Genomic DNA, 9,081 nt, shown 5'->3' with positions numbered 1-9,081 from the left:
GCAGTCCCGACCTGGCGGTCACGCCCCCGCGGTCACGACTCGCTCGGCGAGGACCGCTCCCGCCTCCCGGTGGACGACCCTGACCGTCGCGCGGTCGCCCGGACGCACGTCGAGTTCGCCCTGTGCGATCCGGACGGTGGCCGTCTCGCCCGCCGTCCATCGTCCGTCCGTCTGCGTCGCGTCGAGCGCCCCGTCGACCCCGGCGTAGGTCCGGTCGAACAGGTCCGCCCCCCGCCGGTGCTCGTCCGTGAGCCGCCCGGTCGGGAACCCCGACAGCCGCGCGCGGTCGCCCGTGCGCTCGAACGCGACGACGACCGCCAGGTCCGCGACGCTCAGCGTGTCGCCGCCCTCGTGGACGATCCGGAGTCGCTGGCCGTCCGGCCACCCGTCGGTCGCCGACAGCTCGGCGTCCAGGCTGACCTGCGGCGCCGGCTGTGGACGGGCGCGGTCGAGCCCGACGGCCGCGACGACGGTCGACGCGAGCAGCACCGTCACCCCGACGAGGACGACGACGCCGACGACCGGACTCGCTGCGCGGTCGCTGCGGCGGGACGGTCGGGTCGGCGCCCGCGGAGTACGGTCGGTCACGCGCCGGGGTGGCCGCCCCATCGCACATAAGGTTCCGGGGAGACTGCCGGCGGCGACACGCTTACCCGGCTGTTGGCCCTATCGCCGACGAGATGAGCGACCCAGCCATCACGCTCTACCGGTTGCAGGCCTGCCCGTTCTGCGAGCGGGTCGTCCGCAAGTTAGAGGAGTACGACCTCGACTACCGCTCGCGGTTCGTCGAGCCGATGCACAGCGACCGGGACGCGGTCGCCCGACTCACCGGCAAACGCTCCGTGCCGGCCATCGTCGACGAGTCGACCGGCGTGACGATGTCCGAGAGCGGCAACATCGTCGAGTACCTCGACGCCACGTACGGCGAGCGCGCGAAGGGGGGCGCCTGAATGGACCTGCCCTTCGAGGTGGTCGACCTCCCCGAGACCGACCACCCCGAGGAAGGCGACCGCGTCCCCGACTTCGAGCGCCCGCTGGTCGGGCCGGAGTACTGGGAGGACGTGTCGCTCTCGACGCTGACCGACGAGGGACCCGTCGTCCTCGTCTTCCACCCGATGGACGGCGCCTTCCCCGCGACCTACGTCTGGAACGAGGTCCGCGACCGCGGGTGGCTCGACCGCGACGCCCAGGTCGTCGGGCTGTCGATCTCCTCGCCGTACGAGCACGCCGACCTGCTGGACGAGCGCGGCGTCGACGCCCGACTCTACTCGGACCCGAGCAACGAGGTCGCCGAGCGGTTCGACATCGTCAACGACCTGGACGGGATGGCCGGGGTCTCCGAGCCTCGACCGGCCGTCTTCGTCCTCGACGAGGAGCGGGTCGTCCAGTACGCCTGGGTGGCCGACGAGTGGCCCGAGTTCCCCGACTACGACGAGGTCGAGGACGCGATGGACGAGTTGTAGGGCCGGTCGAGCGGAGATTCGGGAACCACCGCGTCGCCGCGGACCGCGGACGCCGGCGCGACCCGGTGACATCGATGTCAGCGCCTATTGAAGTACCGCGAGCGCGTACCGGGAGCAATGGCAGATCCGAACCCGACACCGGGCATCCACCACGTCACCTGCATCGCCGGCGACCCCCAGCGGAACATGGACTTCTGGGTCGAGACGCTGGGCCTGCGGCTGGTCAAGCGCTCGATCAACCAGGACGACCCCAGCACCTACCACTTCTTCTTCGCCGACGCGGAGGGGACGCCCGGGACGAGCATGACCTTCTTCCCGTGGGAGGGGATGACCCAGGGGAAGGTCGGCTCCGGCCAGGTCTCCCGGACCGCGTTCCGCGTACCCGAGGGGAGCCTCGACTACTGGGAGGATCGGTTCGACGACTACGGCGTCGACTACGACGACCGGGTCGAACGGTTCGGCGAGACCGTCCTCCCCTTCGAGGACCCCGACGGCCTCCCCGTCGAACTCGTCGAGGTCGAAATCTCCGATGACGACCCCACCGTTCCGTGGGCGGAGTTCGTCCCCGAGGAGGCGGCGATCCGCGGGTTCCACTCGGTGACGCTGTGGCTCGCCGACCCCCAGCCCACCGAGGAGTTGCTGGAGGCGATGGGCATGGAGCGGGTCGGCACCGAGGCGGCCGAGGGCGACACGCCCGGCGACGAGCGCACCCGCTTCGAGGCGACCGGCGAGGTCGGGCAGTACGTCGACGTGCTCCCGACGATCCAGGGCGGCCGGCAGGGCCACGGCACGGTCCACCACGTCGCCTTCCAGACGCCCACCGACGAGGACCAGGAGGCCATGCGCAAGGCCGTCCGCTCGCGCGGGCTCAGCCCCACCCAGCAGATCGACCGCCACTGGTTCCGCTCGGTGTACTTCCGCGAGCACGGCGGCGTCCTCTTCGAACTCGCGACCAGGGATCCGGGCTACACCAGCGACGAACCGCTCGACGACCTGGGCGGCCGGCTCGTCCTCCCCGGGAAGTTCGAGGACCGCCGCGAGGAGATCGAGGCCAACCTCACCGACGTGACCGTCCCGAGAGCGGAACAGGCGGAAGCCGACGACTGAGACCGCTCGGCCGACGCGCGTATCGGACCGAGAAACAGCCACCGTGGCGCGTGCTGGAGCGCGCTTTCATGCGCGCGACGGAAACCGCGCGAGGTCTTCTCGAACTCGTGAGAGAAGGCTCGTCAGAGCTTGCCTCTGACGGTGGATGAGCATCGCAGGCCGAAGGCCGAGAAGCGCAATCGGCTGGGGAGGTTCGTGGCCGTCTGCGGTGCTGTGCGGCGCGGTCCTGGCGGACTGAAAGGGCGAGGCGCGCTCGCGTACAGTTCAGTCGCCTGAGCGACCCCTATCCGCGCGGGCGGTGCCGAGAGCGCGGATATGTCGCTCAGCGACCGCGAGCGCGCCGAGGGCTTTCAGCGCCTGATGACGAGTGCGGTCGGGTTCATCAGACTTCTTTCCAAACGAGAACGGACAGAAACAACGACTCAACTCACACGCGAAACACGTCAGTACGAGTCGAGCGCAGATGGAGACCTCAGCGCCGGAAAAACCGGCATCGAAGCCGCCACTCAGAACGACACGTCGGTCTCGATGTCCTCGGCGGCCTCGTCGAGGCCGTCCTCCGCGACGGACTCGGTGAGCTGACCCGAGATGGCGGCGTCGGTCAGTATCTCGTCGAACTCGGTCCGGTAGCGGTGGTTCGCGGCCCGGGCGGCGTCCTGGGCGTCGACGACGCGGCGGTAGCGGGCCAGCGTCGCCGCCTCGACGCCGAACTCCTCGGCGAGCGCGGCGTCGGGCTCGTCGCGGCGACGGCGCAGCTCGCAGACGTCGAACGGCGCGTCGGTATCGCCCTCCCGGAACAGGTGCAGATCCATGCGTGCGCGGAACACTTCCTCGGTCGAGACGCCCAGATCCCGTGCGAGCTCCTCGTCGGACCCGTCGTCGTAGAACCCCCGGACCAGCTCGACGTACGCCTCCGTCTCGAGGTCGGAGTCGAAGTCGTAGCGGTCGTCGAGCGCCTCGATCACCCCCCGCAGGCGCTCGCGGACGGTCGCCTCGTCCGGCTGGTCCGCGATGGAGCCCCGCGGCTCCTCCTGGGTCTCCGTGACCGTCTCCTCGTCGGAAACGTCCATGAAGATGTCCCGCAGTTCCTCGGTCTTTTCGTCCATTGCCCGACCCCAATTCCGGGGCCACACACCTAAATAATTGTTGACACCTGCGAACGAACGGGCAGTCAGAGAGCACGGCCACTCCCGGTGACTGGCGCCCTTCCGGCACCGAAACCGACAAACGGGACGCCGGTTGCGTGTCGTTGTCGTGCGAATTCGTGGCAAGCTTTATGCGCGGCGTGGTCCGCCTCTAGGGTATGCTCGTGCTCCAGGCGGGGGCGCCGACCCGCCCGACGTTCTGGGGGATCGGCCCCGTCGGGAAGGCGGCGTTCTACTACCTGGCCGCGGTCGCCATCGCCGTCTTCCTGCTGGGGTCGTACCGCCGCGTCGCCCGCTACGCCGAGGGCCGCGAGGACCCGCTCAACCGCCTCGACGACCTCCCGCGGCGGGTCGTCGCCGCCGCGCGGGTCGTCCTCTCGAACCGGACCCTGCGCGACGGCGACCTCGTCGCCGGCCTCGCCCACGCGTTCGTCCTCTGGGGCTTCCTGACGCTGCTCATCGCGACCACGATCCTCGGCATCGACATGGACATCTACGGCCCGCTGACGGGCGAGTCCTTCTTCGTCGGCGACTTCTACCTCACCTACTCGTTCGTGGTCGACGCGATGGGTCTCCTCTTTGTCGTCGGCCTCGGCGTCCTGCTCTACCGGCGCTACGCCGCCCGCGACGGCCGCCTGTGGGGCCGCCACACCTCCGCCGAGGACGATCTCTTCGTCTGGGCGCTCTTCCTGCTGGGCGTCGGCGGCTACCTCACCGAGGGGTGGCGGATCCTCGGGCAGGACTTCCCCGACTTCGAGACGGTGAGCTTCGTCGGCTGGGCGGTCGCCGTCGCCCTCGACGGTGCGGGGATGACCCCCGCGACGGCCGAGGCGACCTACCCGCTGGTCTGGTGGAGCCACGCGATCCTCGCGCTGGCATTCGTCGCCGCTGTCCCGCTCGGGAAACCCTTCCACATGCTCGCCTCGGCCGCCAACGTCGTCGCCCGCGACGAGGACGCCGGCCGGCGCCTCCCCGGCGTCCCCGCCGACCTGGACGCCACGAACGCCGAGTCCATCGACGACTTCACCTGGAAGGAACTGCTCGACCAGGACGCCTGCACCAAGTGCGGCCGGTGTTCGGCGGCCTGTCCCGCCAAGGCCGCGAACCGTCCGCTCGACCCCCGGGACGTGATCCTCGACCTCAAGAACTACCGCGAGGCCCGCGACGCCGGCGGCGAGGAGATCGACATCGTCGCCGACGGCGGCACTTCCGTCATCGACGCCGCGACCATGGAGTCCTGCATGGCCTGCATGGCCTGCATGGACGCCTGCCCCGTCGAGATCGAACACCTCGATTCGTTCACACGGATGAATCGCCAGCTCGTCGACCAGGGCGACCTCGACAGGAACGTCCAGAACGCCTTCCAGAACGTGATGCAGCAGGGCAACACCTTCGGCGAGTCCCAGCGCAAGCGGGCCGACTGGGCCGACGACCTCGACGTCGAGCCGACCGACGCCCGCGAGGAGTCGGTCGAGTACCTCTGGTACGTCGGCGACTACCCGAGCTTCGACGACCGGAACAAGCGGGTGGCCCGGTCGCTCGCACGGCTATTCGAGCGGGCGGGCGTGGACTACGGCATCCTCTACGACGACGAGGTGTACGACGGCAACGACGTCCGCCGGGTCGGCGAGGAGTTCCTCTTCGTCGAGCAGGCCGCGACCATGGTGAGCGCCTTCGACGAGTGCGAGTTCGAGAAGGTCGTCTGCACGGACCCCCACGCGTTCAACACCTTCGAGAACGAGTACCCCGAGGTCGACTTCGAGGAGTTCGCCGACGACCCGATGCTGGAGGTGCCCGACGAGAACTGGGACGGGGCGCCGGTCTTCCACTGGACGCAGGTCGTCGAGGACCTCGTCGACGCGGGTCGGCTGGGCCTGCGCGGCGACGAGCTCGACTACACCGTCACCTACCACGATCCCTGCCACCTCGGGCGGTACAACGGCGAGTACGAGGCGCCCCGCGAGCTGGTCCGCGCGACGGGCTGCGACCTGGCCGAGATGCCCCGGAATCGCGACGACTCCTTTTGCTGTGGCGGTGGCGGCGGCGGCCTCTGGATGGAGTTCGACGAGGACCCCAAGCCGAGCGAGGAGCGACTGCGCGAGGCCGTCGAGGACACCGCGGCCGGCCCCGCCGTCGAGAAGTTCGTCGTCGCCTGCCCGATGTGTACCACGATGTTCGAGGACGGCCGCAAGACCGGCGGCTTCGAGGACGAGCTCGAGGTCGTCGACGTGGCCGAACTGCTGATCGAGGCCGTCGAGGTGCGGGAGAACGGCGGTGTCGCGGGTGATGAGACGGGTGCCGCGGCATCGCCGGCGGACGATTGAGCGGGCGCTGGGACGGCGACTCGCCTGAGACGGCGCCTCTCTGGACGGGGACCGGCCCGCCCGAGACCGCCCCTCGGTTTCGGGTCGAACTACTCGGCCTCGGCGTGCTCGGCGAGCCACGCCTCGATGTCGTCGGCCATCGCGCCGCGGCGGTGGATCTCGCCCGTCTCCGCGTCGACGACGGTGCTCTCCATCCCGTCGGTGCGGCCGCCGTCGACTACCGCGGCCACTCGGTCCCGGACCTCGTCGCTCAGTTCCGAGACCTCCCGGACGCTCCCGGTCCCCGAGAGGTTCGCGCTCGTGGCGGTGACGGGCACCTCGGCCGCCTCGAACAGTTCCAGCGCCAGCTCGTGGTCGGGGACGCGGACGCCGACCTTCTCGCGGCCGGCGGTCAACACGTCGGGCACCGCGTCGCGCCGCTGGACCACGACTGTGACCGGCCCGGGCAGGAACTCCCGCATGAACGCCAGCTCCCGCTCGGTCGGGTCGACGTACTCGGCCGCCCGCTCGACGCTCGGGACGCCCAGCGAGACGGGCTTGTCCCGGTCGCGGCCCTTCGCCTCGAAGACCCGCTCGACAGCGTCGGCGTCGACGGCGTTCGCGCCCATCCCGTAGACGGTCTCGGTCGGGTAGACCGCGAGGTTGCCGTCCGCGATCGCCCGTGCGGCCCGTTCCACGTCGGTCATTGTCGGTGCTCGGTGGGTCGGCGGGAAAAGCGTGACGCGATTCGCTCGCTAGGAGTAGTGTCGAGGATGTTCGACGCCAGTCGGTGAGCGGCCTCGGCGCGCTCGTTCTGGGTCGGAGCGGCTGTACTCGACAGTAAGCGTTGAAAGCCCTTGGCGCGCTCGCTAACTGGAGGATCGATCGCGGGAAACGATGAGTGATGAAAGCCCTCGGCGCGCTCGCGGTCGCTGAGCGACATATCCGCGCTCTCGGCACCGCCCGCGCGGATAGGGGTCGCTCAGGCGACTGAACTGTACGCGAGCGCGCCTCGCCCTTTCAGTCCGCCAGGACCGCACGGCATCGCACAGCAACCGCAGACGGCCTCACACCTCCCCAGCCTCTTGCGCTCCGCGCGCCTACGGCGTGCGGTGCTCATCCCTCGCGCGGCTATTTCGAGCGGCCCGCCACGAGGCGGGCACGCTCGACAGCGCGCGCCGACCGCACCGCAACCGCTCACTGCAACAGCGTTTCTCTGTACTAACCGTGCCCAGCGAGCGGACCGACCCGAAGTCCTCCCTCAGTCCAGTTCCTCGACGTGGCGGACGTGGGCGGCGATCCCGCGGGTCGAGCGGGCCATCTCGGGGCCGGACATCTCGGCGCGGCCGACGGCGAAGGCGCTGGGCCCCTCGAAGACGACCTCGTCCCCGACGCGGATCGACTCGTCGGCGTCGACGATGCCCGGCGCGAGGACGCTCCCGTGGGGGACGAAGTCGTCGATCTCGACCCGCTTGGTCGGCGCGTCGCTCTCGACCCAGCGGCGGGCGCCCGCGAGCGTGAACGCCAGCGTCCCGTAGGGGCGGACGACTACGGCCAGTTGCTCGCCGTCGCCGTCGTGGGCCTGGAGTCCGGGGTGGCTGCCCCGGATCCGGAGGTCGTCGAAGAGGTCGTCGCCCGCGCCGGCGCCGAACTGGTAGTCGGCGATCGCTCTGATGGTATTGTGCTGGCGCTCGCGCTTGCCGTACTTCAGCTCGCCCGAGAGTTCGCTGGCGAGGTTGCCCAGGGAGTCGGTCGTGGTCGGGTGGTCCTCGACGGTGTAGGTGAACTCGGTCCCGAGCGACTGCTCGACGCGCTCGCAGATGGGACGGTAATCCTCGGGCACGTGGGCGATGACCCGAGGGTAGTCGGTGTTTTCGAGGTAGCGTTCCAGTACGTCCGCGACGAACTCGATCTCGTTGGCGCTCCAGCGGCCGGTCACCACCGAGTCGTAGTGCTGGGCGGGATAGGTGAGTTCCAGTTCCTGCGGGACGACGCCGATGGGCGAGGTCATCGACACCTTGTGGGCGCGCCACTGGACGGCGTCGTGGTACTGGCCGTGGCTCTGGGAGTCGCCGTACGGTTTCCGGGCCGAGCAGGGCACCAGCACGAGCGGGTTGTCGAAGCGGTTGCGGTAGCGTGAGGTGACCCGCTCGGCGAACCGCTGGATCTCCACCCGGCGGATGGTGTCTTCCGTGGCGGCGGTGATCTCGGCCTGTCGAAGGACCGGCGTGCGCTCCTCCAGATAGCCGTACTGCTGGTCGAGCCGCCGGAAGACGGCGGTGAGCCACTGCTCGTGGCGGGCCTGGCCCTCGATGTAGTCGCGCAGGCGGCCGTCGCGGATCCGCCGGCGGACGGTCTTGAGGGCGGCGGCCAGCGCGTTGACGTTGTGACGGGCGCAGTCCTCGCGGTCGAACGCCTCGCGCGGTTGCTGGCAGGCCGGGCAGGCGCAGGGGAGTTCGTCGAGGTCTTCGAGGAACTGGTGGCCGTCGACGGTGAGATAGCGGCCCTGCGTGCCGCGGACGACGGCGCGGTCGGCGTCGACGAGGTCGACGCCCGCGTAGACCAGCGTCGCGACGTTCGCGGGCGTAGCGACCCCCGGCAGGTACAGGGCGGCGTCGTAGGGGATCGCCTCGCGGACCCGGACGATCGAGTCGACGAACTGCTCGGCGTGGCCGACGATCCCCGGGGCGCCGGAGAGGACGTAGGCGTCGGTCCCGAGGTCCTCGGCGGTATCGGCGGATATCACGGCGGCGCTCGGGAAGTCGGCGTCGGGGACTTCGGGCGCGAACGCCTCCTGCACCTCGTCGGGCGTGCCGGCGGGGAACCCGCGGGCGGGCAGGACGGTGAGCCGCGAGTCGTCGCCGGTCGGCGCGTCGGGTTCGGTCGCCCACCCGCTACCCTCCTCGGAGAGGACCGGGTGGGCGACTCCCGCCTCGGGCGCGTCGTCGTCGCGGTCGGCGTCGGTGACCAGGGCGGGCGTCGTCACCGGCGAGTCGAGGCGCACCTCGGCGAGACGGGCCGCCCCGTCGCGCTCGTGGACCTCGAAGTGGTCGGTCATGGTTC

General features: G+C 70.3%; 8 protein-coding genes. 4 read left to right on the top strand and 4 right to left on the bottom strand.

The features are described from left to right. Positions 1–18: 18 nt before the first annotated feature. A complete protein-coding gene (locus tag ACMGFI_RS17290) occupies positions 19–588 on the bottom strand; it encodes a type IV pilin domain-containing protein (RefSeq protein WP_436911160.1) in 570 nt (189 codons plus the stop codon). Between the two features lie 92 nt (positions 589–680). Between ACMGFI_RS17290 and ACMGFI_RS17285 the strand changes: the two genes are divergently transcribed. The 3 genes from ACMGFI_RS17285 (at position 681) to ACMGFI_RS17275 (ending at position 2,570) form a co-directional block, all read left to right on the top strand. After that, positions 681–950 (top strand): glutaredoxin family protein, encoded by a 270-nt coding sequence (locus ACMGFI_RS17285; RefSeq protein WP_436911159.1) that lies wholly within the window; start codon positions 681–683, stop codon positions 948–950. Beyond that, entirely contained in the window at positions 951–1,463 is a 513-nt protein-coding gene (locus ACMGFI_RS17280; protein WP_436911158.1) for a redoxin domain-containing protein, read from the top strand. Between the two features lie 117 nt (positions 1,464–1,580). Further along, the gene (locus ACMGFI_RS17275; RefSeq protein WP_436911157.1) at positions 1,581–2,570 is read left to right on the top strand and encodes a ring-cleaving dioxygenase; all 990 of its coding nucleotides are present in this window, start codon (positions 1,581–1,583) and stop codon (positions 2,568–2,570) included. Between the two features lie 506 nt (positions 2,571–3,076). Here the strand turns inward: ACMGFI_RS17275 and ACMGFI_RS17270 are convergent. After that, a complete protein-coding gene (locus tag ACMGFI_RS17270; RefSeq protein ID WP_436911155.1) occupies positions 3,077–3,676 on the bottom strand; it encodes a conditioned medium-induced protein 4 in 600 nt (199 codons plus the stop codon). Positions 3,677–3,873: 197 nt separating this feature from the next. Here ACMGFI_RS17270 and ACMGFI_RS17265 point away from each other — a divergent pair, with 197 nt between their 5' ends. Next, positions 3,874–6,039 (top strand): heterodisulfide reductase-related iron-sulfur binding cluster, encoded by a 2,166-nt coding sequence (locus tag ACMGFI_RS17265; protein WP_436911154.1) that lies wholly within the window; start codon positions 3,874–3,876, stop codon positions 6,037–6,039. A gap of 89 nt (positions 6,040–6,128) precedes the next feature. On the opposite strand, the gene ACMGFI_RS17260 is transcribed toward ACMGFI_RS17265, so the two are convergent. Further along, positions 6,129–6,725, bottom strand: a complete 597-nt coding sequence (locus ACMGFI_RS17260) for an L-threonylcarbamoyladenylate synthase (protein ID WP_436911152.1) — start codon at positions 6,723–6,725, stop codon at positions 6,129–6,131. Between the two features lie 554 nt (positions 6,726–7,279). Then, positions 7,280–9,076, bottom strand: a complete 1,797-nt coding sequence (arcS, locus tag ACMGFI_RS17255) for an archaeosine synthase subunit alpha (RefSeq protein WP_436911150.1) — start codon at positions 9,074–9,076, stop codon at positions 7,280–7,282. Positions 9,077–9,081: the final 5 nt, after the last annotated feature.

This window comes from Halosimplex marinum, assembly GCF_051414075.1.
Lineage (GTDB): Archaea > Halobacteriota > Halobacteria > Halobacteriales > Haloarculaceae > Halosimplex > Halosimplex marinum.
The sequence above is the reverse complement of the archived record's forward strand: the minus strand, read 5'-3'. Positions and strand labels throughout refer to the sequence as shown.